This window comes from Sphingobium sp. FW305-3-2-15-F-TSA7 (assembly GCF_058787155.1).
Window position 1 is genome coordinate 63,710 of the sequence record NZ_JBYSZM010000011.1, and the last position, 24,045, is coordinate 87,754.

The window sequence follows — 24,045 nt, forward strand, 5'->3', positions numbered from 1 at the left end:
CGATCATTCGGACAGGTCGTGGGTCAATGTGATCTCGGCCTTGAGCAGCTTCGAGACCGGGCAGTTCGCCTTCGCGCCCGCCGCGATCTCCGCAAATCGGTCAGCATCGATCCCGGGCACGCGCGCGGTGAGCGTCAGATCCGATCGGGTGATCGAGAAACCGTCACCGTCCTTGTCGAGTTTGACCGCCGCTTTGGTTTCGAGCGTGCCGTCCGAAAATCCCTCGCGCGCCAGCGCGAAACTGAGCGCCATGGTGAAGCAGGCGGCGTGCGCCGCGGCGATCAGTTCCTCGGGATTCGTCCCCGCACCATCCTCGAAGCGCGTGTTGAAACCGTAATTGGTGTCCGAAAGCACGCCCGACTGGCTGGAGACGTGCCCTTTGCCGTCCTTGCCAAAGCCTTCGTAACGGGCGGATGCGGTGCGTGTGATCATGGAAGGGCTCCTGTCTGGAATGGACTTGCCTGGAATGGGCTTGGCGACATCGGCATATCGACTATGACGAGGTTCGGACACCCGAACGGAGGATGCAATGCCCGATCGCGGCCACTGGCTGATGAAATCCGAACCCGATGCCTATGGCTGGGACGATCTCGTCCGTGATGGCGAGGGCTATTGGGACGGCGTCCGCAATCCGACCGCCGCGTTGCACATGCGCGCGATGAAGCGCGGCGACCATGTCCTGTTCTACCACAGCAATATCGGGCTCGAAGCAGTGGGGATCATGGAGATCTCCGGCGAAGCGGAGCCCGACCGCACCGATACGACCGGCCGATGGGTGGCTGTGCGCGTCAAGCCCGTCAGATCGCTGAAGAAATCTGTCCCGCTCAAGGCAATCAAAGCGGAGCCGCGGCTTGCCGATCTACCGATGATCCGCCAGTCGCGTCTTTCGGTTGTCCCGATCGGCAAGGACGAGTGGCGCGTCCTGATGGAAATGGCCGGGGAACCAACCGGCTGATCGTCCGTTTTTGACCGAATCGGTCGCGAATCGCGCCACCCATTATCGTGCGTCCGGACGCGGTGGCCGCGCTTCGGCGACATGAATACATATAGTTTCTATAAGTCTTCTTCATCTCGTCCGAAGACTCCCCCGACTCGTCACGAGTCGACCTGTGCGCGTTTCGCGAGTCGCCCGCGTGCGACTATGCGGACGTCAATCCTTTAATAATCACAGGTCGCACGGTGCACGTCACAACGAAGCAGCCGTCCGGGCTCTACGCCCGGGTGGCGCGGTTCTTCCCTGATCATGAGATCTATGTCCGCTCGGGCGGGCAAATGCGTTTCCTCCGCATCACCACCGGTTTCCAGATCAAGCTCGCGGCGCTCGCGGCCGGACTTTTCATGGTCTGGCTGGTCTCGACGGTGGTCATGGTCGGCCTGCAGATCCGGACGGTGCAGGATCGCATCGCACTGGGCGCACAGCAAAGCGCGGTGAGCCGTTCGGCCGGCCGCGTCGAGGCCTGGCAATCGAACGTCGCCGGCCTTGCCGACCGGCTCGAGAAGCGCCAGCAGCTTCTCGATCAGATGGTGGAGCGCTATTTCGGTGCGGTCGCGCCGACCGCGGCACCCGCGCCCGCCGCCGCGCCGACCAAGGTAGGCGCAGTCATTCCCGAGGCTGCGCCGCTCGCCCGGGTCGAGGCGCGGCAGCTCGCCTTTGCCGACACGCTGACCATGGCCGCCGCGATGCGCGCGCAGGAAGCCGAAAAGGCCATTCGCCGCTTCGGCGTCAATCCGCGCGCGATCGCGCCGCATCCGGCGATGGGTGGCCCCTTCATCCCGCTTCGCAGCACAGCACCGCGCACGCTGAAGGAATTGAGCCTTACCCGGCTCGCCACCTCGCTTCGCCAGCTCGACACGATGGAACGCGCGCTTCTCGCGATTCCCAATTCGGCGCCTGCGCTGCCATTGACGCTCAGCAGTGGTTTCGGCGTACGCTCGGATCCGTTCAACGGTGCCGCGGCGCTCCATGCCGGCATCGACATCACCGGCGATCGCGGTCAGCCGATCCTGGCCGCCGCCGCCGGCCGCGTGGTCTCGGTCGGCCCGCAGGGCGGCTATGGCAATCTCGTCATCGTCGACCATGGCCACGGCATCCAGACCCGTTACGGCCATTTGTCCGGATTCGACGTCCGCCCCGGGCAGATGGTTGCGCGCGGTCAGCAGATCGCGCGGATGGGCAGCACCGGCCGCTCGACCGGCGACCATCTCCACTTCGAAGTCCGCCTCAACGATCGTGCGGTCAATCCGCGTCCGTTCCTGGAGTCCCATGCCGATGTTCTCAAGGTCCAAGACAACGTCAAACGGCGGTTCGACGGGCGCTAGTCGCGCCGGCGGCGGCTTTTCCGTAATCGGCCCCGACGTCTCGATCGCAGGCAATATCGGCGCACAGGCCGACCTTCATGTCGACGGTGCCGTCGACGGCGATATCCAGTGCGCCGCACTTGTGCAGGGCGAATCCAGCCGCATCAAGGGCAGCGTCACCGCCGAATCCGCGCGGCTATCAGGCGTCGTCGACGGCTCGATCAATGCGCGCGAACTGGTGATCGAACGCACCGCGCATGTGATCGGCGATATTTCCTACGAAACCATCAGCATCGCGCCGGGCGGCCGTGTGGAAGGCCGCTTCACCCTGCGCGGCGGGGCCTTGCTCACCGATGGCGGCGAAGCCCAGCTCAAGCTGGTTTCGGTGGCGGAGTAGCAGCGCGGGCCTGCACCGGCTTGAGCAGCACGGCCAGCAGCGAGGCCCAGCCCGCACCGACCAGCCAGCCCGCGACGACATCGCTCGGCCAATGGACGCCGAGCCAGACGCGCGACACGCCGATCAGCAACACGAGCACGCCGGCAACCGCCCAGATCGCGCGTCGCTGACGCCTACGCCACCACAGCACCGTCGCGACCAGCGCGATCGCGCCATAGACCGCGGCGCTGTTCGCGGCATGACCGCTCGGCAGGCTCCAGCTCTGATCAACCTCGACGAGCCGCGTCACGATCTCGGGCCGGGCGCGCGCGACGATCGCCTTCAGTACCCAGGCGTTGAGCGCGGCGATGCCGAGCGCGGTATAGAGGATATAGGATGCGGCACGCGCCAGCCGCCGGATCATCAGATAGACGATGAAGGCGGCCGCCAGGATCGAGCGCGGCCAGCCATCGCCCAGCCAGCTGGCGCCGCGCATCATGTCCGTGACCAGCGACGGCAATGTGTCGCCGACACCCCGCAAACCGCGCAGCGCCGCTTCGTCGAAGGACTGAAGCACGCCGCTCCACGCAAGCGCGATCACCAGCGCTCCGAGCAGCCAGCAGATCAGCGATATGCTCGCGAAACGACGGATGACCGGATCCATGGTCAATCGGCCTTCACGACCTCGCCGCCCTTGATGACGACATCGACATCCTCGAGCGCACGAATATCGGTCAGCGGATCGCCATCGACCGCGATGATGTCGCCATAGCGGCCGACCGCGATCGCCCCGACATCGCGCTCGCGGCCCAGCGCCTGCGCGCCGCTGCGCGTTGCCGCCTGGATCGCCTCCATCGGCGTCATCCCGTACTGGACCATATATTTGAACTGCCCGCCCGCGGTTCCATGCGGCATCACACCGGCATCGGTGCCGAACAGCATCCTGACCCCGGCGGCGTGCGCCTTGCGGAAATTGTCGCGCTGGATCTGGGCGATCTCGCGATCCTTGCGGAGATTGTCCTCGAGCACGCCGTTCTTCGCACCCTCGCTCTGGGTATAGTCGGTGTTGAAGATATCCATGGTCAGCCAGGTGCCGGCCTTCTTCGCGAGCGCGATGCCCTCGTCATCGATCAGGCTGGCATGTTCGATCGTATCGATCCCGGCGCGGATCGCGGCCTTGATCCCCGTGGCGCCATGCGCATGCGCCGCCACCTTCATGCCCGCCATATGGGCTTCATCGGCAATGGCTTCGAGCTCCGCGGCGGTCAGCTGTTGCTGGCCCGGTTCGTCGCCGCGCGAGAACACGCCGCCGGTCGCGCAGATCTTGATGACTTCCGCGCCATATTTCTTCTGTTCGCGCACCTTCTGGCGAAAGCCGTCGGGCCCGTCGGCCACGCCCTCTCCCACGCGCTTGTACGATGGCGGCATGAAGGTCTCGTCGCAATGGCCGCCGGTCGCGCCCAGGGCGTGACCGGCCGGGACGATCCGGGGGCCTTCGATCCAGCCTTCGCTGATCGCTTCCTTCAACCCGACATCGGTATAATTGTTCGCACCCACATTGCGTATGGTGGTGAAACCCGCATCGAGCATCGCCTTGGCATTGTAGGTCGCCTGGATCGGCCAGAAGCTGTCGGTGAATTCCAGCCCGTTATAGCCGCTATATTTGGGATGGCCCTCCAGATGGACATGCATGTCGATCAGCCCCGGCAGGATCGTCTTGCCGGCAAGGTCGATCCGCCTTGCGTCCTTCGACACCGTCACCGAACCCGCCGGGCCGACCGCGGCGATGCGGCCATCCTTGATCACCACCACCGGCCTGTCGATGGTCTTGCCGGCCAGCACGTCGATCATCCGGTCGGCCGTGACGGCGACGGTTTCGGCGGCTGCTGGCGCAACGGCGAGGGTGGCGGCAACAATTGCCGCGAACGAAACGGTTTTCATCACATCATGCCCCTTGTTGATTGCCCTTGGTGGCACCGGCCGCGCCACACGGCAAGCCGCACTCGGAGCCCGTTTGAGAAAGCGCGAAGGAGCGCTTTCCCGAGGCGGTACCGGCTTTCTCAAACGGCGCCGACCATGTCCACGAAGAAGCCGATCCACATCGCCGACAGCACCGCGCACGACACAAGATAGACCATGAAGCGCGGCTGCACCTTTTTGGGCCCGATATGGATGACGCTGTGGATCGCGCGCAGAACGACATAGGCCCAGGCAAGCACCAGTTGCACGGAACCGGCATGGTGAGTGACCAGCAACAGCGGCACCAGCGCGAAATAGAGCACCGGCATCTCGAACAGGTTGCGCAGATTGTTGGCCGGCATCTCGACCGGCTCGAAATAGCGCATGGCCGCATCGCCGGTCGCGAAATCCTCACGACGCGGCGGATTGCGGCGGATATGGTCCATGCGCTGGACGAACAGGGTGAACCAGACCACGAAAACGAGCGCGACCAATGTGAAGGTCGGCCACAGGATCGCGGTCGGGCCCGTCATATATGCAGCGCCTTTCCGTACGCGCCGAGCACGCTTTCATGCATCATTTCCGACAGCGTCGGATGCGCGAAGGTGGTGCCGATCAGCTCCGCCTCGGTGGTTTCGAGCTCGCGGGCGATGACATAGCCCTGGATCAGCTCGGTCACCTCGGCGCCCACCATATGCGCGCCGAGCAGTTCGCCGGTGGCTTCGTCGAACACCGTCTTCACGAACCCGTCGACTTCGCCGAGCGCGATCGCCTTGCCATTGCCGATGGCGGGGAACTTGCCGATCTTGACCTTGTAACCGGCTTCCTTCGCCTTGGCCTCGGTCAGGCCGACGCTCGCCACTTGCGGCCGCGAATAGGTGCAGCCCGGGATATTGCCGGTTTCCATGGGGTGGACGCCCTTCACGCCCGCGATCGCCTCGACGCAGACTACCGCCTCGTGCATCGCCTTGTGCGCCAGCCACGGCGCGCCGGCGACGTCGCCGATCGCCCAGATGCCGTCGACATTGGTGCGGCCATAGCCGTCGATCGCGATATGCCGGTTCGGATGCTGCTTCACACCGGCGGCCTCGAGCCCGATCTCCTCGACATTGGGGACGATGCCGATCGCGACGATGGCATGGCTGTATTCGCCGCTCTCGACCTTGCCGTCGGCGAACTTGATCTCCGCCTTGACGCCCTTCGCGCCGGTTTCCAGCTTCTGGACGCCGGTCGATGTGTGGATCTTCATCCCCTGCTTGGTCAGCGCCTTGTGGACGAACGCGCTGACATCCTCGTCCTCGACGGGCAGGATGCGATCGAGCATCTCGACCACGGTCACTTCGGCGCCCATGTCCGAATAGAAGCTGGCGAACTCGATGCCGATCGCGCCCGATCCGATGACGAGCAATTTGGTCGGCATCTCCTCGGGCACCAGTGCGTGGCGATAGGTCCAGATCCGCTTGCCGTCGGCCTTGGCGAAGGGCAGTTCGCGTGCGCGCGCGCCGGTCGCGACGATGATGTTCTTCGCCTGGAGCTCGACACTCTTGTCGCCCTGGGTCACGACCAGCTTGCCCTTGCCGGCCAGCTTGCCCGTGCCTTCGTGCACCGCGATCTTGTGCTTCTTCATCAGCCCCTTGACGCCGCTGTTGAGCTGATCGGCGACCTTGCGGCTGCGCTGGACGATCTTCGAAAGATCATAGCCCGGCTTCTCCACCGTCAGGCCATAGGCCTCGGCATGGGTCATATAATGGTAGATTTCCGATGTCCGAAGCAGGGCCTTGGTGGGGATGCAGCCCCAGTTGAGACAGATGCCACCCAGTCGCTCGCGCTCGACGATCGCGGTTTTGAGACCGAGCTGCGCGGCGCGGATCGCCGCGACATAACCACCGGGGCCCGAGCCAAGAACGATAAGGTCGTAAGTGTCAGCCAAGGATAAGCTCCTGATCTTGCAACGATGATGTCCGATACGCCGCGGGCGCGGCTATTTGTTTCTACTGACCTGCAGCAATATGAAGCTGAGCAGGGTCACCAGGACGAAGACCGGCCAGGACCAGCGCAGCCATATTCCGCCGATATTGAACGCCGTCGAGGCTTCGTAGATGAGCTCGGCGACATGCACGTCCACATCGCGCAAAATGGTCGGCACGCCGAGTGCCGCGAGCGCTCCGAAGATTGCGGAGCGCGTCATCGTCATGTCAGGCGACCATTCCCAGCGGCTTTTCGACTAGGATCTTGAACGCCGCCATCAGCTCCGCGCCGATCGCGCCGTCGATCGCGCGATGGTCGAAACTGCCGGTCGCGCTCATCACCGTGGCGATGGCCAGCGCATCATCGACGACATAGGGGCGCTTTTCACCCGCACCGACCGCCATGATCATGCCTTGCGGCGGGTTCACCACCGCATCGAACTGCTTGATGCCGTACATGCCGAGGTTCGAGATCGAAGCCGTACCGCCCTGATATTCGTGTGGCTGCAGCTTGCCCTCGCGCGCGCGGCCGGCCAGATCCTTGGCCTCCACCGCGATCTTCGACACCGCCTTGCCGCCTGCGTCGGTGATGATCGGCGTGATCAGCCCGCCGGGAATCGCGACTGCCATCGAGATGTCGGCGCGCTTGTATTTGATCAGCGTGTCGCCGCCGAAGCTGACATTGGCATCGGGCACCTGTTCCAGCGCCACACCCAGTGCCTTGATCAGCAGGTCGTTGACCGACAGCTTGATCCCACGGCTCTCCAGCCCGGCATTGAGTTCGGTGCGCAGCTTGAGCAGCGCATCGAGGTTGCAATCCATGGTCAGGTAGAAATGCGGGACGGTCGACTTGGATTCGGCCATGCGGCGCGCAATCGTCTTGCGCATCATCGACAGCTTGATGCTTTCCGACGGAATGTTCGCATCGGGCTGGACCTGTGCGGCGAGCTGCGCCGCGGCGACAGGCGCTTCGGCCCGCACGGCCGGCGCCTCGGCCGCGGGTTTCGCCGCGCCCGGCGCCGCGGCGTCGAGATCGGCCTTGACCACGCGTCCACCTGGGCCCGAGCCCGTCAGCGACGCCAGGTCGACACCCTTTTGTTCGGCAAGCCGACGCGCCAGCGGGCTGGCCTTCACCCGATCGGTCGCATCCGCCTTTGGCGACGGCGCGGCAACCGGCGCAGGCGCTTCCGCCTTCGGCTCGGGCGCCACGGCCTTGGGCGGCTCGGCCGGCTTTGCCGGTTCGGCCTTGGCGGCGGGCGCCTGAGGCGCCGCAACGTCCTCGCCTTCGCCAGCGATCAGCGCGATCACCGCGCCGACCTTCACCCCTTCGCTGCCCTCGGGCACGAGGATCTTCGAGATGGTGCCTTCATCGACGGCCTCGAACTCCATCGTCGCCTTGTCGGTCTCGATCTCCGCCAACAGGTCACCGGAGGACACGCTATCGCCCTCCTTGACCATCCATTTGGCAAGTGTCCCTTCTTCCATGGTCGGCGAAAGGGCAGGCATCTTGAGCTCGATGGGCATTTAGGGACCAAACCTCGCGCTGATTCCGTGGATCGTCGCCTCCTCTCCACCCGATTGCCCGTTCGGGTCAAGGCCGCAGGCTTGCAGCGGTCGCAATATTCGCGCACGCTTCATCGCCATTGGGGGAGGAGAATAGCCGGTGCGTACCTATCTGGTCGTCATCGACGAGACCGAGGAAGCCGGCATCGCGCTGCGCTTCGCCGCGCGCCGCGCCGCGAAGACGGGCGGTGCGATCGATATCCTGGCCCTGATTCCACCGCCGGAATTCGTCCAGTGGGGCGGCGTTCAGGCCACGATCGAGGAAGAGGCGCGGTTGCGCGCCGAGGCGCTCGTCGCCGGTGCCGCGGGCACATTGGTCGACGAATCGGGTGTCCGCCCGTCGATCATCGTGAAACAGGGCGAACCGATCGCCGTCGTCCGCAAGATGCTCGAGGAAAATCCGCATGTCGCGGCACTCGTGCTGGGCGCAGCCGCCACGGGTGGCCCGGGACCGCTGGTGGCGCATTTCACGGGCGCGGGCGCCGGGGCTCTGCCCTGCCCCGTGATGATCATCCCCGGCTCGCTTGATCGCGACGCGATCGACCGGCTGAGCTAAAGTGATTTCGAGGCAGGTTGAATCACCTGCCGGCTCGGAAATCACGGCAAACAACGGATATTCTGGTTCAATCTGAACCGGGTCGACTCTGGACACGGAAAACTGAAAAGCCCGGAGCCGTTTCCGGCTCCGGGCTCTCCCTCCCCCAAACCTTGGATCCTTATTTACACACGCATTTCGGCCTGGGCTTCCAGACGCGTCTGGCTTTCGCCTTCCACGCCTTTCTAGGCGCGGCCACTTCCTCGACATAGGTCGTGGTGGTGGTCGTCGTGGTCATCATCGCCGGCTGGATGACCACGGTGGTGACGCCCGGCCCATACCAGACCTGCGGCGCATAGCCGATCGACGGCCCCGAATGGTGGACGGTCGGCGGCGGCGCATGGTGCATCATCGGTGGCAGGCCGTCATCGGCGGGCGGCGGATAGTCGGCGCCCGGCCGGCCTTCATAGCTGCCCGTCCAGGTGCCCTCGTACCGATCCGGCGCCTGCCAGGTGCCGCTCCAGCTTCCCGAATAGCGGCCGTCGGTCACACGATCATCGACATAGCCATAGTCATAGTCCGGTGCGCCGTCCGCATAGGGATAGGGTACGGCCGGGCCGCTCGGTCCGCCGCGGCGATCCCGATCCTCTGCCTTGTCGATCGCGAGTCCGGCAAGTGCGCCGACACCGGCGCCGATCAGCGTGCCTTCGGTGCGATTGCCCCGCCCGGCGATGCGATTGCCGGCGATCGCACCGACTGCGCCGCCGAGCAGTGCCCCACCGACGCCATCGTCGCGGCGTTCGTAACCGCGGCCGTCATCGTCGCGGCCGCCTTCGTAATAGCCGCCGCCATTGCGGTCCCAATCTACCCCGCTGCGGCTGTCATAGACATAGCCATTGCCGTCGATCAGCACCGCATCGTCATAATAGCGCGACCAGCCAAGGCCATAGGATGGCTGCGGCAGTCCATATCCGCCCCAATTGCCGACATAGAAGCTGGGCGCGACCCAATAGCGCGGGACATAGAAGCCGCGCGCTGGGCGGCGATAGGCGGCCCAGCCGCCCGGTGCGCGCCAGCCGCCGATCCAGCGGCCATTGTGGCGCTGACCCCAATTTTGACGCTGCCCCCAATGATGCATCTGCGGCGGCATCGGACGATGGCCACCGACCATCGGCGGACGCGGCCCGCGCGAGTCGTTTCGTGCCTCGGCGACGGCGGGCAACGCGGCGATCGCGGCGGCCAAGCCCACAAAAGCAAGTGTTTTCATCGTCAACGCCTCCCTGAAACACAGCGGACGGCCAGCCCATAAAGCGGGCAGTCGTTAACGAATTTTTAACACTTGGGATAAGGCGATGCCACCGCCTTAACCATCATCATCTGTCCCGTTGCGGGTCAGGCGGCAGCGGAAATCCGGGGGGCGAGCATCGCCGCCAGCGCTTCGCAGCCGGCCGCGTCCTCGGCATCGAACCGCCCCGGGGTGGGGCTGTCCAGATCGAGCACGCCGATCAGCTTGCCCGCATGCACGATCGGCACGACCAGTTCCGACGCACTTGCCGCGTCACAGGCGATATGGCCGGGAAAGGCATGGACATCGGCCACCAGTTGCGTCGCACGCGTTGCTGCCGCCGTGCCGCAGACGCCGGCGCCCAGCGCGATGCGGATGCACGCCACCTTGCCCTGGAACGGGCCCAGCACCAGGGTTTCGCCGATCAACCGGTAAAAGCCCGCCCAGTTGAGATCGGGCAGATAGTCCGAGATCACCGCCGCGGCATTGGCCATGTTCGCTATCGGATCGGGCTCGCCGGCAGTGATTGCGTCGATCGCCGCCAGCAGGTCGCGATAAAGCTCGGCCTTGGCGCCACTCCGGTCGATATCCAACTGAAACATGATCTATCCTTCGTCGCTCCAGCGAAAGCACCGCAAAAGTCAGTCCAAACTGACCCGGCCCCGCCCTTTCTTGACCTGGGAACGGACCGATTTCGACTCCATGCGCCGCGCCTTGGCCGCCTTGCTCGGCTTGGTCTTGATCCGCTTCGCCTGCCGCTCATACGCCTTGGCGACCAGTTCCGCCGCACGCTCGCGCGCATCGGTGCGGTTGGCATCCTGTGTGCGGAACCGGCGCGCTGTGATGAGCAGCTCGCCGTCGGCGGTCAGCCGGCTTCCGGCGAGTATTTTCAACTGCGCCCAGGCATAGGGCGGCAACCCCAGCCGGAAAGCGTCGATGCGGAGCTGGACCGCGGTCGCCACCTTGTTGACATTCTGCCCGCCCGGACCGGTGGCGGCGAGGAACTTCTCCTCGACGATCGCATCGTCCGGAATCGGCGGAAGCTCAGCCTTCGCCATGCTCGAATCCCGCTTTCGCGAAACGCTCGGGCACCGGCGCCGTCGCTTCCGCCGGCGGCTTGCCGTCGCGCGGCACCGAAAGACGATGCGCATGGAGCAGCATCGGCTCACCGCCGCGGCCATAGACGGGATCGCCGACGATCGCGAAGCCCAGCCCGTGCAGGGCGTGCGTGCGGATCTGGTGGGTTCGCCCGGTCTCGGGCGAAAAACCGATCAGCGCGCGGTCGCCCTTGACCGCAAGCCGCGTCCAGCGAGTCAAGGCACGCTTGCCCTTCGGGTCGACCGTCATCCGCCAGCCTTCCTCACGCGAGCTGATCTTGGCGAGCGGCAGGTCGATCACGCCGGCCTCGTCATCCGGCACCCCCTCGACCACGGCGAGATAATGTTTCTCGACGGTCCCGGCCTCGAACGCCGCAGCGAAGCGCTTGTGCGCCTTGGGATGGCGGGCGAGGAGCAGGCAGCCGCTGGTGTCGCGATCGAGCCGATGGACGGGCAGCGGCCAGCGCTGGAAACCGAAGGTCAGCGAGGCGAGATGATTCTCGACGCTGATCGATCCGTCGCGCGGCGTATCGACCGGCAGGCCGGAGGGCTTGTCGACGATGATCGCCTCGCCGTCGATGAAGAGCACATGGTCGGCCAGCATGGCAGCAGCCTAAAGCACCTCTTGCGCCGAACTTACAACTGCCGAGTGAGGATCGTTGCCGGGACCACCCTCAGCATTGCGGGATGTCGGCCGCGCCCTTGCCCGGCGTGAAGGTCGCGCCGGAGCGGGTATAGGGGATGTCGCGGGTCACGCTGCCCTTGTAATGGACGGTGAAATTCTGTCCGCGCTGCCCCTCGGCGATCGTGCCGTCCACTTCGCGCGGCTTGGTCTCGTCGACGATGGCGCCAGCGTCGCTATAGCTCAGCGGAATCCGCTCGGCGATCGCCTTGGGGCCCTCGGCGGTCAGTTCGGTCAGGCGCGCGACCGAGCAGCTATAGCCCTGCCAGGTGCCGCCGCCTTCGGACTCGATGACGGGCGCGGCGGTCAGGTCGGTCCGCATCTTCCATTCGGGCGCGCCGCCGAAACTCGTGCCGGGAATCGCGTCGTTCCATCCCTTGACGAGTTGGAAGCCGTCATCGGTGCGATTGAGATAGTGAACGGAAAGCCAGCCCGAACAGGCGTGACAGTCGGGGCCGGTGCCTTCGGAAAGCAGCACCCAGGCCTTGTCGAGTCGATAGAGCGCGGTTGGCGAGAATGTATAGCTGTCGTCGCCGACCCGCTGTTGCGGCGTTTCGAAGGCCGCTGCGAACGCCAGCTTGAGCGCGGCCGGATCATTCGATTTTTCCGCGAGCGGCGCGAGATTTGCGCTGGTCAGGTTCGCGGTTCCGCCATTGTCCGGCGCGGGCGGCGTATCCTTGCACGCCGCGATCCCGAGCAGGACCGGAACGAAAACGAGGGCGGAGGGACGCATGCGGCAGCCTTTCGTTACGCAAAATCGCTGCCAGCCATGGCCTCCAGCCATCAAGTCCGTCAACCACCGGCACGGGCGATTGATCGTCGTTTCGGGCCGTTCAACCCGAAGCGAGCGGTGTTGGAGCGATTTCGATCGTCCCCGACCAAAACCGCTCCCCATCGGTCACCCGTGCAATTTGGCTGCGGTCTCTGCGATCTTGCGGCCCTGATAGCGGGCACCTTCGAGCTCCGCCTCGCTGGGCTGACGGCTGCCGTCGCCACCGGCGATCGTCGTGGCGCCATAGGGCGCACCGCCGACGACATCGTCATGCCCCATCTGGCCGGCATGACCATAATCGAGCCCGACGATCACCATGCCGAAATGCAGCAAATTGGTGATGATCGAGAACAAAGTGGTCTCCTGCCCGCCATGCTGGGTGGCGCTGGAAGTGAAAGCGCCGCCGACCTTGCCGTTGAGCGCGCCGCGTGCCCACAGACCGCCGGCCTGATCGAGGAACGCCGCCATTTGGCTCGACATGCGGCCGAAACGTGTGCCGGTGCCGATGATCACCGCGTCATAATCGGCCAGCTCCGCGATCGTCGCGACGGGCGCCACCTGGTCGAGCTTGAAGTGATTGTTGCGGGCAATCTCTTCGGGAACGGTTTCGGGAACGCGCTTGACGTCCACCGTCGCGCCCGCGGCGCGCGCACCTTCCGCGACGGCATGCGCCATCGTCTCGATATGCCCATAGGTCGAATAATAGAGAACCAGAACCTTTGCCATGTGACGTACTCCTGTCCAAAAAAATCTGAGAAAAGGGGTGCCGCCCGCGCCTTGGGGGAGAGATTGGCGCGGGCGGCGGACGACGCCCTATTCGGCGTCGACCAGAACGATCTCGCTGTCCTCCAGCGCGGTGATGGTGACGGTGCGGCCACCGGTCAGCGCGGCGCCGTCACGGGCATTGACCGCCTCACCATCGATCTCGATCCGCCCGGTGGCGGGAACGAGATAGGCATGGCGACCCGCGCCGACGTCATGCTCCAGGCTTTCGCCGGCCTTGAGCGTCGCGCCGAGCACCCGGGCATCGGCCCGGATCGGCAAGGCGCCCTCGCCCGTCAGGTCGTCCTCGAAACCGCTGGCGAGCGTGACGAAGCGGCCCGAGCGGTCGTCCTTGGGAAAGGGCTTGGCGCCCCAGCTCGGCTGGCCGCCCAGCCGCTTGGGCTGGATCCAGATCTGGAAGATCCGGGTCGTCTCCGGCTCGAGATTATATTCGGCATGGCGCACGCCGGTGCCCGCGCTCATCACCTGGACGTCGCCAGCACCGGTGCGGCCCTGATTGCCCATATTGTCCTGATGCGTGATCGCACCCTGGCGGACATAGGTGATGATCTCCATGTCGCGATGCGGGTGCGGCGGGAAACCGCTATTGGGAGCGATCTCGTCGTCGTTCCAGACGCGGATCGCGCCCCAGCCCATCCGGGCAGGATCGTGATAGTCCGCGAACGAGAAATGGTGACGCGCGTTGAGCCAGCCATGATCGGCGTGGCCGAGCGTTTCGAAGGGGCGTTTGTCGAGCATCTCTTGAACCTTGTTTGGGGTTGCTTGAGACTGAGATAGAGCGCAGGATCAGATCATAAATAGAAACCTTTGAAACGGATCGTTTCCATATGAGGCTACCGGATTTCGAGGCCTGGGCCATGTTCGCCGCCGTCGTCGAGCATCGTTCCTTCACCGCCGCCGCCGAAGCGCTCGGCGTTTCCAAAGCGACCATCTCCAAGGCGGTGACGCGGCTCGAGGCCAATCTGGGAACCGCACTGTTCCACCGCACCTCGCGTCGCCTGTCGCTCACCGAAAGCGGCAGACCGCTTGCCGAACATGCCCGCCGCATCCTGGCCGAAGCGGAAGCGGCGGAGGAAGCGGCGCGTGACGGCGCCACCGCGTTGAGCGGCGCGATCCGCGTCGCGGCGCCAATGACCTTCGGCCTGATGCATGTCGCACCCGCATTGGCGGATTTCCTGGCCGAGCATCCCGGCATCTCGGTCGACCTGCATCTGAGCGATGAAAAGATCGACATCATCGAGATGGGTTTCGACATGGCGCTGCGCATCGCATCGCTGCCCGACAGTTCGATGCGCGCACGCCGGCTGGGCGACGTTTTCGCTCATGTCGTGGCCGCCCCCGCCTATCTCGAACGGCGCGGCACGCCGACCCATCCCGCCCAGCTCGCCGAGCATGACTGCCTGATCTATACCAATATCGCCACGCCCGACATCTGGCGCTTCCGCAATGCGGAGCGTGAGGAAGTCGTCGTCCGGCTCAAGGGGCCGATCCGCACCAACAACGGCGACGCGATGGTCCCGGCGCTTTGCGCGGGGCTCGGCATCGCCGTGCTGCCCGGCTTCATCGTCGATACGCACATCGCATCGGGCAAGCTCGTGACGATCCTGAAGGACTGGAGCAGGCCGGACCCCACGGGCCTTCACCTCCTCAGCCCGCCGGGCGGGCCGCGCCCGGCGCGCGTCGAGCGGCTGATCGACTTTCTGTCGCAGCGTTTCCGCGCATTGTGCGCAGGCTGAACCGGTTAGCCATTCCTGACCGAATCTCACCGGAACTGGTTACCGCATTTGCCGCGACTCGCGGATTTCCGGGGCTTAATCTGAAATTAACCTTTTGCGTTCAGATGTCCTTTGGTTAATGGATATGTCTGGAAGCGCGGCCCGGCAGGCCCCGCCGCCACACAGGGGGTTGTCACATGCGGGTGCTGCTGATCGAGGACGAGCCGACGACGGCCAAGGCCATCGAGCTGATGCTCACGACCGAAGGGTTCAACGTCTATACGACCGACCTTGGCGAGGAGGGTTTGGACCTCGGCAAGCTGTACGATTACGATATCATCCTGCTCGATCTCAACCTGCCCGACATGCACGGCTATGACGTGCTCAAGAAACTGCGCGTCGCCAAGGTGCAGACGCCGGTTCTGATCCTGTCGGGCATCAGCGAAATGGATTCGAAGGTCCGCAGCTTCGGCTTCGGCGCCGACGATTACGTCACCAAGCCCTTCCATCGCGAGGAACTGATTGCGCGCATCCATGCGGTCGTCCGTCGTTCCAAGGGCCATAGCCAGTCGGTCATCCGTACCGGCAAGCTCGCGGTCAATCTGGACGCCAAGACCGTCGAGGTCGACGGCTCGCGCGTCCACCTGACCGGCAAGGAATATGCGATGCTGGAGCTGCTGTCGCTCCGCAAGGGCACGACGCTGACCAAGGAAATGTTCCTGAACCACCTTTATGGCGGCATGGACGAGCCCGAGCTCAAGATCATCGACGTGTTCATCTGCAAGCTGCGCAAGAAGCTGAGCCTGGCGTGTAGCGGCGACAATTATATCGAGACCGTCTGGGGCCGCGGCTATGTGCTGCGCGATCCCGACGATATCGAAGGCCATATCGAGATCGAGGCCGCGCAGGTCGCCTGAGGCGCCCCGCGCCGACGAACGACCACGCCTTCATTCCCAGGGTCGAAAAAGGCCGGCGGATCGCTCCGCCGGCCTTTTTTTGGCCATCAGGGCGGGTTCGGCACGGCACGCCGGCCGAGATGGCGGATCAGCGCGATCGCCTCGGGCGGCGGTATCCGCTCGATCCGCCGATATTCACGGCAATCGCGCGTGCGCTCAACCAGCCGATCGCCGAACATTGCCCGACGCAGGATCGCGGGGTCGCCGAACGCGTGGCTGGCACGCAGCCGCGCGTTGATCTGCGCCTCGGTCATCACGTCCCCTGCAGGCAACCGCGCCCACAACACCCACAGGCAGAGCGCCTGATGACTGGTTCTCGATGGCCAGCGGATCATCACGCCCGAAGGATCGAAATGACCGGCGACCCGCTCGACTTGGCGATGGTCGACCGGCGGCTCCGCATCTGCAGGCGCCTCGAGCCGCGACCGCGCCATGAGCAGGGAATGGAAATGCTGGTAATTGCGGTAGCCCGCGCCGCGCGCGAGCATGTTCAGCATCTGAACGTGCGTGGGCCGCGTGGCGCAACCGTCAAGCTCGCGGACGAGCGACCGGGCCAGTGCGGAGATATCCCGCGCAGCGAATGGCAGTGGAATTTTTGGCATCATCAGTCCTCGAACAGTGCCGATCCGGGGATGTCGATGGTCGCTGGCTTACGACGCGGCACGAAACGAGTGACCGTGAAGAAACGATATAGGCAGGTTTAGCTTCCCGAACGGGACAGCGACGCCTGGGTGAACTGCCGACCGGTCAGAAGCCTAGAGCATTTTCCGGTCCGACGGAACATCCGACGGCTCGGAAAAAATGCGTTCATTCAAGGCGTGGAGCAATCGCGATCAATCGACCCACTCCACCCCGCCGGGCCAGATCAGATCCTCCACCCAGTCGCCGAGTTCGACCAATGCGCCCAGCATGAGCATCACCAGCGCGATATCGAGCAGCAGGATCAGGGCATAAAACGCCCATTGCGGACGCGGATTGCGGCTCGCGGCACGCCAGCGCGGATCGTCACGCATCACGCGGCATCCATCAGCATGGCGGGCTCGGTCGCGGCAATCCAGCCGCCGCCGAGCACCCTGTCGCCATCATAGAGCACCGCCGCCTGCCCCGGCGCGACGCCATATTCCGGTGCATCGAACATCAGCCGTCCGCCGGCCAACCGCGCAGGAACGGGCTTTGCCAGCGAACGCACCTTGGCGGTGAGCGGACCATCAGCCTTGCCGCCTAGCCAGTTGATGTCGGTCAGACCGGCCGCCGAGACCGCCAGCGCCTCGCGCGGGCCGACCACGACGCGGCGGGTCTCGGGCTCCAGCCGGACAACATAGAGCGGCTGCGCCTGCCCCCCGATCTCCAGGCCGCGGCGCTGCCCGACGGTGAAATGGATGAAACCGCGATGACGGCCCAGCACGCGTCCCGCCAGATCGACGATCTCCCCCGACGTATCCGCCTCCGGCCGCACCTTGCGAACGATCGCGGCATAATCGCCATCGGGCACGAAGCAGATATCCTGGCTGTCGGGCTTGAGCGCAACGCCCAGGCCAAGCTCGGCGGCGATCTCACGCACCTGCGGCTTGGGCAGGCCGCCCAGTGGAAAGCGCAGATAGTCGAGCTGCGCGCGCGTCGTGGCGAACAGGAAATAACTCTGGTCGCGCGCAGGGTCGGCGGCGCGATGCAATTCGGGGCCGTCATCGCCGACGACCCGGCGGACATAATGGCCGGTGGCCAGGCAATCGGCGCCAAGCTCCTTCGCCAGCCGGAACAGATCGGTGAACTTCACCCCCATATTGCATTTCACACAGGGGATCGGCGTGCGCCCCGCCATATATTCGTCGGCGAAATCCTCGATCACCGACTGGCGGAACGCGCTTTCGTGATCGAACACATAATGGGCGATGCCCAGGCGATCGGCGACGGCGCGCGCATCGCGGATATCCTGCCCCGCGCAGCAGCTGCCGGTGCGGCCCACCGCGGCGCCATGATCATAGAGCTGCAGCGTGATGCCGATCGTCTCGGCGCCGCTGCGCGCGGCGAGCGCCGCCACCACGGAACTGTCGACACCGCCCGACATGGCGACGACGATACGCCGCTTCGCAAGCGGGGCCTCAAGCTGGAAATCGGGGGTCATGACGAGGCGCCCCATAGCGCAGCGGCGTCTTCAAGGCAAAATACGGCGGCGGCTTTCGCGCTCGAGCAGTTCCTCGCGGATGCGGATGCTGCGCAATGCCAGCCGGACTTCGAGGAGGAACAGGCCGAGCGAGAGGATCAGGAGCGCCATTGCCAGCACGAACACGATCGCGACCGCATTGCCGATTTCGAGATGCGTGAGTTCCGCGACGAACAGCAGCGCGACCAGCAGACAGACTGCGATCGCGCTCATCACGATCACCGAGATCGCAGCATTGATCACGGTGATTCGGCGGTCGAGCAGCCGCAATTCCCAGACATGGCGGTCATGTTCGGGCCCGGTGCTTTGGGGATGCAGCCGTTCGAGCATGCGCGCCCGGTCGACCACCCGGCCCAGCCGCCCGGCCATCACGTTCAGGATCGCGCCGATGCCCGCGAGCAAAAACACCGGCGCGACCGAAAGCTGGATGGTCTGCGCGATCGTGCTGACGGCGGTTGTTGCGAGCATGACCACCAATCACCCGGCGCCCAGGGCGCGGTCAAGGTTTTCGATATTCCAAACACGCCGCTTGTCCCGAGCGAAGTCGAGGGACGTTAGGTCTCGTGCAGCGTGTCTCGACTTCGCTCGACACGAACGGACTCTTGTGGCTCACCGCGGTTTCGGCAACCAGCGCAGATCGAGTTCGGCATAGCGGTTCACATAGTTGGCGGTGTGCGCCAGCGCCGCTTCGTCGCGGATCCGGATATGGCCGTCGCGCCGCGCGATCAGCCCCTCCTCGCCCAGCACGCGCATCATCCGATTGACATGAACCGCGGTCAGCCCGGTCGCATCGCCAATCTCCTCCTGCGTCAGCTTGAGCGGGATGGTGTCGACGATCTGCGCGTTCAGGAAACGCAGCCGCACCAATATGTCGACGAGCAACGCCGCCACCCGCGCCTTGGCCGAGGTCCGGCCGAGCGAAGCGAGTCGATCGGTCAGCGACACACGCTCCGCCTGGGCGACGATGTAGAACAAGGCGGCGGGGGGCGGGGGGGGCGCCTCGAAGACCACGCGCAGCGCACTCTTGTCGAACGGGCAGATCACCGCTTCGCTCAACGTGACCAATGTCTCGGGGGTTTCCGAAAACGCCGTGCTCGACATGCCGATCATGTCGCCGGGAAAATGAAGCCGCAGGATCTGCCGGCTGCCGTCGGCGAGGATGACGTAACTCATCACCCAGCCGCGACGGATCACGTAGATCTCGTCGCTCGCATCATTCTCGCGCACGATGGTGGTGCCGCGCGCCAGTTCGCGCTGATGATCCTCCAGCGCCGCGAGCGCGCGCGTTTCATGCTCGGTCAGCGGCAGATACCGCTCCAGACGTTCTGCGAAGCAGCTTCGCGTCATCAATAGGACCTGGTGATTTCCCGCACACAGACGTCCTAGCGGATGGATTCGCCTGCGCGCCTTAACACCGATCAATGCGGCTCCAATTTTATTGATAAGGTGCAATGACTTGTGACCCGTTTGCGTGAGCCGGGGGCGAGCGGCTAAGGAGGCGGAATGGACAGCATCATCATCCGGGGCGGCAGGACGCTCCAAGGCCGCCTTCCCATCTCCGGCGCGAAGAACGCGGCACTCACATTGCTGCCATGCGCGCTGCTGACCGACGAGCCGCTGACGCTCCGGAATCTGCCGCGATTGGCCGATGTCGACAGCTTCGGACACCTGCTCAATCAGCTCGGCGTCTCGACCATGGTCGAAGGCGCGCGCCCCGAGGATTTCGGTCGCGTGATGACGCTGCGGGCGGGCAAGGTGACCTCCACCGTCGCCCCCTATGACATCGTCCGCAAGATGCGCGCCTCGATCCTGGTGCTCGGTCCGCTGGTGGCCCGCGCGGGCGAAGCGACCGTATCGCTGCCCGGCGGCTGCGCGATCGGCAACCGGCCGATCGACCTGCACCTCAAGGCGCTGGAAGCGATGGGCGCGGAGATCGAGCTGGCCGCGGGCTATGTGAAGGCCAGCGCGCCGGGCGGACGGCTGCCGGGCGGCGACTTCACCTTCCCGGTGGTTTCGGTCGGCGCCACCGAGAATGCGGTAATGGCAGCGGTCCTCGCCAAGGGTTCTTCCCGGCTTCACAATGTCGCGCGCGAACCCGAGATCGTCGATCTGTGCCGCTGCCTGGTCGCGATGGGCGCACGCATCGAGGGGATCGGCAGCGAGACGCTGACGATCGAAGGCGTCGATCGCCTCCACGGCGCCACCTATCAGGTGATGCCCGACCGCATCGAAGCGGGCAGCTATGCCTGCGCCGCGGCGATCACGGGCGGGACGGTCGAGCTGGTCGGTGCCCGTGCGGAGGATATGGGCGCGACCATCGCCGCACTGCGCCAGGCCGGCGTCACCGTCGAGGACGGACGCGACGGCCTGCGCATCTCAGCCGACGGCAAGCTGCAACCGCTGACCCTGTCCACCGCGCCCTTCCCCGGCTTCGCCACCGACATGCAGGCGCAGTTCATGGCGATGGTGCTGCTCGCCAATGGCGCGAGCGTGTTCACCGAGACGATCTTCGAGAATCGCTACATGCATGTACCCGAACTGGCGCGCATGGGCGCCGACATCGAAGTGCGCGGCCGCACCGCAGTGGTGCGGGGCGTTTCGGGGCTAAAGGGCGCGCCAGTGATGGCGACCGATCTGCGTGCATCGATGAGCCTGATCATCGCCGGCCTTGCCGCCGAGGGCGAAACCCAGGTCAACCGCATCTACCATCTCGATCGCGGCTATGAGCGGCTCGAAGAGAAGCTCCAGGCAGTCGGCGCGGACATCGGGCGGGTCAGCCTGGGCTAGAACAGTTCACGATCTGATTGCATCAGATCGGCTGCTCTATCTTGTTGTTTTACCGCAATTTCCGAGCCGGCAGGTGATTCCACCTGCCTCGAAATCGCTCTAAACTCCGGCGCATCATTGCACTGGCAAGCGTCAGCGCTTGCCGGTCGCCGCGCGTTCGCGGATCGCCTTGCGCGCGGCCACTTCCTCGGGCGTCGGGATCACGGTCCTGAGTTCGGCGATCACCGCATCGGCGTCGAGATAGAGATCGGACGCGATGCCCGGATCGCCGGGCTTGCCGAACCGCACCCAGCCGATGCTGGGCCGCTGCGGCATCATCATCAGGAAGAAACCCGGAAAACCCCGCGCCTTGGCCGTCACCGCCGAATGCAGCAGCATCGCATCGACCTGCGTCAATGGCCCCGCCTGCCCCATATAGATGAGATAGGCGTTGAGCGTCGGGCTGAGCGTCTTGCCGATCATGCGCGACTTCTCGCCATTCCACACCGCCTTGGACAGGCCTTCATAGGCCGTGGCCGAGGCATAGGGCAGGATGCGCGTCCAAAGCCGCTTGTTGTTCTTGTCCGCCTCCAGCGTGGCAGCGAGCGCCTGGTCCCGCCGCTCGGCCCACATCTCGTCGGGCGATTTCGCCAGACCACCGGTCAGTTCGTCGGGCTGAGCGCCGGCGCGCAGCAAGGCATTCACGGCCGCCGACTGCCCGAAGCTCGGAGCCAGCCACTGCGAACGCGCCGCAAAATTGCGCCGGGCCAAGGTCAGCTTGCCGTCATGCGCAAGCCGGACGATGTCGTAGAGATCGAGCAATTCGACGATCGCGGGCGCGCTGCCGTCGGGCTTGCCGGCGGCCGCCCGGTTCGCAAGATCGGCGCGTGCCTGTTTGGCGCGCTCCTCCGCACCGGCCCAGCCGCCCGCCAATGCATGGGTAAGCGCGGCCGATGCCTTGGGCTGCAGGCTGCGGCTCTCCTCGTCGAAGCTGTTCGTCAACAGGTCGACCGAATCGCGAAGGCGCGCCGCTTCCTCGAAGCGTCCGTCCTCCTCCAGATGAGCCGCGGCAGACGAAAGCGCGCCCGGAGAGATGCGCGCCAACGCCTTGTAACGGGTCAGCCCGATCGGATCGAGCGGCCGGGCGAAAGCGCGGAAGTCATCGGCGCCGACAAGCGCGTAATAGCTATAGGGATGGCTGGCCACGCGGCGCAGCGAAACTGCGCGTGCACGCGCCACATCGCCGTCGCGCAACAGCGCTTCCGCCTCGATCATGTCGAACGAGACGCCCATCGAGCGATCGAAATAGGGATCGTCGACCAGGTTCGCCGCCGCGGCTTCCTCACGCGCGCGCGTCACGTCCGCGATCGCGCCCTTATAGTCCTTCGCCTCGATCCGGTGCAGCGCCCGGCCCAGGATCAGCGGCAGGCGGCGGATCACCTTGCCCTCCGCTTTCTCACCGTCGATCAATGCGCTGCATGCGGCGATGCCGGCCTCGCCGAACTTGCGCTTGGCGGGATCGGGGGCCTCGACCGGTGGCGCGAACAGCGCAAGCAGCGTCACCGCGCCGACGAACCGCGCGACGCTTTCCCCCGCCGACATATTGTTGGGATTGCCGTCGCACTGGAGATAGAGCGATCCCGCCTTGGGGTCCGCCGGCGCAACGGGCGCGGGCGGCGGAACCACGACATCCTGCGCCATGGCGACAGTCGCGGATGCACAGCACAACAGCGCGGCCAGCGTGCGCCGCATCGTCTCGAACGTCATGAAATCCCCCCTCGACACCCTTTCGCCGTCGCGATAGCGCAGCCGCGTCGATCCCGAAAGCGTCCGCGGACGAGACCGCGATCGATCAGAACCAGATGTTGAGCGTGTGGATGGTCAGCCCGACCAGACCGCCGACCAGGGTTCCGTTGACCCGGATATATTGGAGATCGCGGCCGACCGCGTTTTCGAGCCGCCCGGTGACGGTATGCGCGTCCCAGCCGCGCACCGTGTCCGAAACCAGCCGGACGATGCCGTCGCCATAGCTGGCGGTCGCGCCCACCGCCGCGCGCCGTGCGAAACGGTTGATCGTGGTGCGCAGCCGGACGTCATGCTGCAGCGTCTGGCCAAGCTGGCGGAGCATTTCGCCGAACTTGCCGGCAAGCACGGCATCGGGATCGCGCGCGGCCTTGAGCAAGCTGGTGCGCGCCTGTTCCCACAACCCGTCGAGCCAGCGCTGGAGCGCCGGATTCTCCAGGATCACGCCCTTCCACTGCGCGACCTTGGCCTTCATCTCCTTGTCGTGCTGCATGTCGAAGGCGAGGTTGGAGAATGCCTCGTTCACCTTGGCGCGCAGCGGATGCTCGGGATCGTCGGCCATGTCGAAAAGCAGCTTGTGCAGCCCCTTGATGATCGCATTGGCAATGTCCTCGTCCAGGCCCGTCCAGCGCAGGATCGTATTCGCGCGCTCGTGCACCATGTCGCGGATCAGATCCTCGTTGGCGGCAAGCGTCTGGCCGGCCCAGTCGATGATGCTTTTCTGAAGCGGCAGGTGCCGCCCTTCCTTCATCGCCGCTTCGAGCGCCTGGCCCAGGATCGGCGCGACGTCGAGCGCGCGCAGCCGCTGCCCGATCGCCGATTTGACCATGCCGCCCAGCCGTTCCTGATCGAGCGCGTCGAGGATCGTGGCGAACAGCCGCGACGCGCCCTGGCGCAACCGCCCCTCGCCCGTCACGTCGGGATTGTCGAGAAAACGGCCGATCGCCGCCGCCACGTCGACCTTGTACATCCGTCGCGCGACCACCGACGGGGTCAGGAAATTATCCTTGAGGAACAGTGCCAGCGTGTCGCCGATCCTGTCCTTGTTGCGCGGAATGATCGCCGTATGCGGAATCGGCAGGCCGAGCGGATGGCGGAACAGCGCGGTCACCGCGAACCAGTCCGCCAGCCCGCCGACCATCGCCGCCTCGGCAAAGGCGCGGACGAAGCCCAATATCGGGTGGCGATCCTCGAACGCGCGCGCGACCAGATAGACGCAGGCCATGACGACGAGCAGCCCCGTCGCGACCACGCGCATGCCCGCAGCGCCGCTCTGGACGGGATTGAGCCGGGAAATGCCCGTGCGCGCGAACACATTCATAACGTT

General features: G+C 65.3%; 28 protein-coding genes. 7 read left to right on the forward strand and 21 right to left on the reverse strand.

Annotated features, from left to right (window positions below; genetic code table 11):
* Positions 1–3: 3 nt before the first annotated feature.
* Entirely contained in the window at positions 4–432 is a 429-nt protein-coding gene (locus tag AC3WN8_RS10735; protein ID WP_492669402.1) for an OsmC family protein, read from the reverse strand.
* 97 nt (positions 433–529) lie between these two features.
* Between AC3WN8_RS10735 and AC3WN8_RS10740 the strand changes: the two genes are divergently transcribed.
* From AC3WN8_RS10740 to AC3WN8_RS10750, 3 genes are all read left to right on the forward strand, one after another.
* The gene (locus tag AC3WN8_RS10740) at positions 530–955 is read left to right on the forward strand and encodes an EVE domain-containing protein (RefSeq protein WP_492669403.1); all 426 of its coding nucleotides are present in this window, start codon (positions 530–532) and stop codon (positions 953–955) included.
* A 224-nt stretch (positions 956–1,179) separates the two neighbouring features.
* Positions 1,180–2,319, forward strand: a complete 1,140-nt coding sequence (locus tag AC3WN8_RS10745; protein ID WP_492669404.1) for a M23 family metallopeptidase — start codon at positions 1,180–1,182, stop codon at positions 2,317–2,319.
* Positions 2,270–2,695 (forward strand): bactofilin family protein, encoded by a 426-nt coding sequence (locus tag AC3WN8_RS10750; protein ID WP_492669405.1) that lies wholly within the window; start codon positions 2,270–2,272, stop codon positions 2,693–2,695. The genes AC3WN8_RS10745 and AC3WN8_RS10750 overlap by 50 nt, the downstream gene beginning before the upstream one ends.
* Here the strand turns inward: AC3WN8_RS10750 and AC3WN8_RS10755 are convergent.
* From AC3WN8_RS10755 to AC3WN8_RS10780, 6 genes are all read right to left on the reverse strand, one after another.
* Entirely contained in the window at positions 2,670–3,338 is a 669-nt protein-coding gene (locus AC3WN8_RS10755) for a phosphatase PAP2 family protein (protein WP_492669517.1), read from the reverse strand. The two genes, AC3WN8_RS10750 and AC3WN8_RS10755, sit on opposite strands and share 26 nt — an antisense overlap.
* 2 nt (positions 3,339–3,340) lie before the next feature.
* Positions 3,341–4,615, reverse strand: a complete 1,275-nt coding sequence (locus AC3WN8_RS10760; protein WP_492669406.1) for a Xaa-Pro dipeptidase — start codon at positions 4,613–4,615, stop codon at positions 3,341–3,343.
* 119 nt (positions 4,616–4,734) lie between these two features.
* Complete coding sequence (locus AC3WN8_RS10765; RefSeq protein WP_492669407.1) at positions 4,735–5,166, reverse strand: MAPEG family protein; 432 nt, start codon at positions 5,164–5,166, stop codon at positions 4,735–4,737.
* Positions 5,163–6,563 carry a dihydrolipoyl dehydrogenase gene (lpdA, locus tag AC3WN8_RS10770; RefSeq protein ID WP_492669408.1) on the reverse strand — a complete coding sequence of 467 codons (1,401 nt, stop codon included), beginning with the start codon at positions 6,561–6,563 and terminating at the stop codon, positions 5,163–5,165. The genes AC3WN8_RS10765 and lpdA overlap by 4 nt, the downstream gene beginning before the upstream one ends.
* 51 nt (positions 6,564–6,614) lie before the next feature.
* On the reverse strand, positions 6,615–6,821 hold the full coding sequence (locus tag AC3WN8_RS10775) for a hypothetical protein (RefSeq protein WP_492669409.1): 207 nt from the start codon (positions 6,819–6,821) through the stop codon (positions 6,615–6,617).
* 7 nt (positions 6,822–6,828) lie between these two features.
* On the reverse strand, positions 6,829–8,124 hold the full coding sequence (locus tag AC3WN8_RS10780; RefSeq protein ID WP_492669410.1) for a pyruvate dehydrogenase complex dihydrolipoamide acetyltransferase: 1,296 nt from the start codon (positions 8,122–8,124) through the stop codon (positions 6,829–6,831).
* 139 nt (positions 8,125–8,263) lie between these two features.
* Between AC3WN8_RS10780 and AC3WN8_RS10785 the strand changes: the two genes are divergently transcribed.
* The gene (locus AC3WN8_RS10785; protein ID WP_492669411.1) at positions 8,264–8,719 is read left to right on the forward strand and encodes a universal stress protein; all 456 of its coding nucleotides are present in this window, start codon (positions 8,264–8,266) and stop codon (positions 8,717–8,719) included.
* Positions 8,720–8,879: 160 nt separating this feature from the next.
* Here the strand turns inward: AC3WN8_RS10785 and AC3WN8_RS10790 are convergent, their stop codons facing one another.
* From AC3WN8_RS10790 to AC3WN8_RS10820, 7 genes are all read right to left on the reverse strand, one after another.
* A complete protein-coding gene (locus tag AC3WN8_RS10790) occupies positions 8,880–9,965 on the reverse strand; it encodes a glycine zipper 2TM domain-containing protein (RefSeq protein ID WP_492669412.1) in 1,086 nt (361 codons plus the stop codon).
* A 125-nt stretch (positions 9,966–10,090) separates the two neighbouring features.
* A complete protein-coding gene (locus AC3WN8_RS10795) occupies positions 10,091–10,585 on the reverse strand; it encodes a GAF domain-containing protein (RefSeq protein ID WP_492669413.1) in 495 nt (164 codons plus the stop codon).
* A 39-nt stretch (positions 10,586–10,624) separates the two neighbouring features.
* Entirely contained in the window at positions 10,625–11,041 is a 417-nt protein-coding gene (arfB, locus tag AC3WN8_RS10800) for an alternative ribosome rescue aminoacyl-tRNA hydrolase ArfB (protein WP_492669414.1), read from the reverse strand.
* The gene (locus tag AC3WN8_RS10805; protein WP_492669415.1) at positions 11,028–11,684 is read right to left on the reverse strand and encodes an RluA family pseudouridine synthase; all 657 of its coding nucleotides are present in this window, start codon (positions 11,682–11,684) and stop codon (positions 11,028–11,030) included. The genes arfB and AC3WN8_RS10805 overlap by 14 nt, the downstream gene beginning before the upstream one ends.
* 70 nt (positions 11,685–11,754) lie before the next feature.
* The gene (locus AC3WN8_RS10810) at positions 11,755–12,495 is read right to left on the reverse strand and encodes a hypothetical protein (RefSeq protein ID WP_492669416.1); all 741 of its coding nucleotides are present in this window, start codon (positions 12,493–12,495) and stop codon (positions 11,755–11,757) included.
* Positions 12,496–12,660: 165 nt separating this feature from the next.
* Positions 12,661–13,260: an NAD(P)H:quinone oxidoreductase gene (wrbA, locus tag AC3WN8_RS10815; RefSeq protein ID WP_492669417.1), complete on the reverse strand. Its 600-nt coding sequence runs from the start codon at positions 13,258–13,260 to the stop codon at positions 12,661–12,663.
* Between the two features lie 87 nt (positions 13,261–13,347).
* A complete protein-coding gene (locus AC3WN8_RS10820; RefSeq protein WP_492669418.1) occupies positions 13,348–14,055 on the reverse strand; it encodes a pirin family protein in 708 nt (235 codons plus the stop codon).
* An 89-nt stretch (positions 14,056–14,144) separates the two neighbouring features.
* On the opposite strand from AC3WN8_RS10820, the gene AC3WN8_RS10825 reads away from it, so the two are divergent.
* Positions 14,145–15,053, forward strand: a complete 909-nt coding sequence (locus AC3WN8_RS10825) for a LysR family transcriptional regulator (protein ID WP_492669419.1) — start codon at positions 14,145–14,147, stop codon at positions 15,051–15,053.
* Positions 15,054–15,229: 176 nt separating this feature from the next.
* Positions 15,230–15,949: a response regulator transcription factor CtrA gene (gene ctrA, locus AC3WN8_RS10830; RefSeq protein ID WP_492669420.1), complete on the forward strand. Its 720-nt coding sequence runs from the start codon at positions 15,230–15,232 to the stop codon at positions 15,947–15,949.
* Positions 15,950–16,035: 86 nt separating this feature from the next.
* Here ctrA and AC3WN8_RS10835 read toward each other — a convergent pair whose 3' ends face one another.
* The 5 genes from AC3WN8_RS10835 to AC3WN8_RS10855 form a co-directional block, all read right to left on the reverse strand.
* Positions 16,036–16,590: a DUF2087 domain-containing protein gene (locus AC3WN8_RS10835; RefSeq protein WP_492669421.1), complete on the reverse strand. Its 555-nt coding sequence runs from the start codon at positions 16,588–16,590 to the stop codon at positions 16,036–16,038.
* A gap of 231 nt (positions 16,591–16,821) precedes the next feature.
* Positions 16,822–17,001, reverse strand: coding sequence for a hypothetical protein (locus AC3WN8_RS10840; protein ID WP_492669422.1), 180 nt, complete (start codon positions 16,999–17,001; stop codon positions 16,822–16,824).
* The gene (gene mnmA / locus AC3WN8_RS10845; RefSeq protein WP_492669423.1) at positions 17,001–18,110 is read right to left on the reverse strand and encodes a tRNA 2-thiouridine(34) synthase MnmA; all 1,110 of its coding nucleotides are present in this window, start codon (positions 18,108–18,110) and stop codon (positions 17,001–17,003) included. Before mnmA ends, AC3WN8_RS10840 begins: the two co-directional genes overlap by 1 nt.
* A gap of 30 nt (positions 18,111–18,140) precedes the next feature.
* Entirely contained in the window at positions 18,141–18,617 is a 477-nt protein-coding gene (locus AC3WN8_RS10850; RefSeq protein ID WP_492669424.1) for a DUF2721 domain-containing protein, read from the reverse strand.
* A 141-nt stretch (positions 18,618–18,758) separates the two neighbouring features.
* The gene (locus AC3WN8_RS10855; protein WP_492669425.1) at positions 18,759–19,496 is read right to left on the reverse strand and encodes a Crp/Fnr family transcriptional regulator; all 738 of its coding nucleotides are present in this window, start codon (positions 19,494–19,496) and stop codon (positions 18,759–18,761) included.
* A gap of 156 nt (positions 19,497–19,652) precedes the next feature.
* Here AC3WN8_RS10855 and murA point away from each other — a divergent pair, with 156 nt between their 5' ends.
* Positions 19,653–20,936: a UDP-N-acetylglucosamine 1-carboxyvinyltransferase gene (murA, locus tag AC3WN8_RS10860; protein WP_492669426.1), complete on the forward strand. Its 1,284-nt coding sequence runs from the start codon at positions 19,653–19,655 to the stop codon at positions 20,934–20,936.
* Positions 20,937–21,068: 132 nt separating this feature from the next.
* Here murA and AC3WN8_RS10865 read toward each other — a convergent pair whose 3' ends face one another.
* Together AC3WN8_RS10865 and AC3WN8_RS10870 are read right to left on the reverse strand one after the other, a co-directional pair.
* The gene (locus AC3WN8_RS10865) at positions 21,069–22,682 is read right to left on the reverse strand and encodes a hypothetical protein (protein WP_492669427.1); all 1,614 of its coding nucleotides are present in this window, start codon (positions 22,680–22,682) and stop codon (positions 21,069–21,071) included.
* A gap of 85 nt (positions 22,683–22,767) precedes the next feature.
* Complete coding sequence (locus AC3WN8_RS10870) at positions 22,768–24,039, reverse strand: DUF445 domain-containing protein (RefSeq protein WP_492669428.1); 1,272 nt, start codon at positions 24,037–24,039, stop codon at positions 22,768–22,770.
* Positions 24,040–24,045: the final 6 nt, after the last annotated feature.

Excerpts from the sequence above, each read along its gene's own strand:
- AC3WN8_RS10835 (WP_492669421.1), bottom strand. The coding sequence starts at position 16,590 with ATGCCAAAAATTCCACTGCCATTCGCTGCGCGGGATATCTCCGCACTG.
- wrbA (WP_492669417.1), bottom strand. The coding sequence starts at position 13,260 with ATGGCAAAGGTTCTGGTTCTCTATTATTCGACCTATGGGCATATCGAG.
- AC3WN8_RS10740 (WP_492669403.1), top strand. The coding sequence starts at position 530 with ATGCCCGATCGCGGCCACTGGCTGATGAAATCCGAACCCGATGCCTAT.
- AC3WN8_RS10775 (WP_492669409.1), bottom strand. The coding sequence starts at position 6,821 with ATGACGCGCTCCGCAATCTTCGGAGCGCTCGCGGCACTCGGCGTGCCG.
- AC3WN8_RS10755 (WP_492669517.1), bottom strand. The coding sequence starts at position 3,338 with ATGGATCCGGTCATCCGTCGTTTCGCGAGCATATCGCTGATCTGCTGG.
- murA (WP_492669426.1), top strand. The coding sequence starts at position 19,653 with ATGGACAGCATCATCATCCGGGGCGGCAGGACGCTCCAAGGCCGCCTT.
- arfB (WP_492669414.1), bottom strand. The coding sequence starts at position 11,041 with ATGGCGAAGGCTGAGCTTCCGCCGATTCCGGACGATGCGATCGTCGAG.
- AC3WN8_RS10765 (WP_492669407.1), bottom strand. The coding sequence starts at position 5,166 with ATGACGGGCCCGACCGCGATCCTGTGGCCGACCTTCACATTGGTCGCG.
- AC3WN8_RS10840 (WP_492669422.1), bottom strand. The coding sequence starts at position 17,001 with ATGCGTGACGATCCGCGCTGGCGTGCCGCGAGCCGCAATCCGCGTCCG.
- AC3WN8_RS10865 (WP_492669427.1), bottom strand. The coding sequence starts at position 22,682 with ATGACGTTCGAGACGATGCGGCGCACGCTGGCCGCGCTGTTGTGCTGT.
- mnmA (WP_492669423.1), bottom strand. The coding sequence starts at position 18,110 with ATGACCCCCGATTTCCAGCTTGAGGCCCCGCTTGCGAAGCGGCGTATC.
- AC3WN8_RS10760 (WP_492669406.1), bottom strand. The coding sequence starts at position 4,615 with ATGAAAACCGTTTCGTTCGCGGCAATTGTTGCCGCCACCCTCGCCGTT.
- AC3WN8_RS10855 (WP_492669425.1), bottom strand. The coding sequence starts at position 19,496 with ATGACGCGAAGCTGCTTCGCAGAACGTCTGGAGCGGTATCTGCCGCTG.
- AC3WN8_RS10870 (WP_492669428.1), bottom strand. The coding sequence starts at position 24,039 with ATGAATGTGTTCGCGCGCACGGGCATTTCCCGGCTCAATCCCGTCCAG.
- AC3WN8_RS10820 (WP_492669418.1), bottom strand. The coding sequence starts at position 14,055 with ATGCTCGACAAACGCCCCTTCGAAACGCTCGGCCACGCCGATCATGGC.
- AC3WN8_RS10850 (WP_492669424.1), bottom strand. The coding sequence starts at position 18,617 with ATGCTCGCAACAACCGCCGTCAGCACGATCGCGCAGACCATCCAGCTT.
- AC3WN8_RS10795 (WP_492669413.1), bottom strand. The coding sequence starts at position 10,585 with ATGTTTCAGTTGGATATCGACCGGAGTGGCGCCAAGGCCGAGCTTTAT.
- AC3WN8_RS10790 (WP_492669412.1), bottom strand. The coding sequence starts at position 9,965 with ATGAAAACACTTGCTTTTGTGGGCTTGGCCGCCGCGATCGCCGCGTTG.
- AC3WN8_RS10735 (WP_492669402.1), bottom strand. The coding sequence starts at position 432 with ATGATCACACGCACCGCATCCGCCCGTTACGAAGGCTTTGGCAAGGAC.
- ctrA (WP_492669420.1), top strand. The coding sequence starts at position 15,230 with ATGCGGGTGCTGCTGATCGAGGACGAGCCGACGACGGCCAAGGCCATC.
- AC3WN8_RS10750 (WP_492669405.1), top strand. The coding sequence starts at position 2,270 with ATGTTCTCAAGGTCCAAGACAACGTCAAACGGCGGTTCGACGGGCGCT.
- AC3WN8_RS10810 (WP_492669416.1), bottom strand. The coding sequence starts at position 12,495 with ATGCGTCCCTCCGCCCTCGTTTTCGTTCCGGTCCTGCTCGGGATCGCG.
- AC3WN8_RS10780 (WP_492669410.1), bottom strand. The coding sequence starts at position 8,124 with ATGCCCATCGAGCTCAAGATGCCTGCCCTTTCGCCGACCATGGAAGAA.
- AC3WN8_RS10825 (WP_492669419.1), top strand. The coding sequence starts at position 14,145 with ATGAGGCTACCGGATTTCGAGGCCTGGGCCATGTTCGCCGCCGTCGTC.
- AC3WN8_RS10805 (WP_492669415.1), bottom strand. The coding sequence starts at position 11,684 with ATGCTGGCCGACCATGTGCTCTTCATCGACGGCGAGGCGATCATCGTC.